Raw genomic sequence first — 273 nt, forward strand, 5'->3', positions numbered from 1 at the left:
CGCCGCCCGCCTCGCCGCCGAACTCACCAAGGACGCCCGCACCACCCGCCGCTCCGTCGAGGTCGTCCAGGAGGACGGCAACCACCTCTCCGTGTACGGCAGTTCGTGCGCCGACATCGGGGACGTCGCCTTCCGCACCGGCATCCTCGTCCACCAACTCGCCGACGAGGTGGGAGACATGGGGCCCGGGGTGCGCGAGGACGCCGACGCGGAACCGGCTGACGGCGCCGCCGGAAGCGCCGAGCCCGAACCCCGCGCGCACGACGCTTCCTC

Annotated in this window: 1 pseudogene; it reads left to right on the top strand. The window is 74.0% G+C overall.

Annotated features, from left to right (window positions below):
* Positions 1-273 (top strand): annotated as a pseudogene (locus AOK24_RS52020) (ABC transporter ATP-binding protein); the annotation flags it as partial.

The organism is Streptomyces niveiscabiei, assembly GCF_001419795.1.
GTDB lineage: Bacteria > Actinomycetota > Actinomycetes > Streptomycetales > Streptomycetaceae > Streptomyces > Streptomyces niveiscabiei.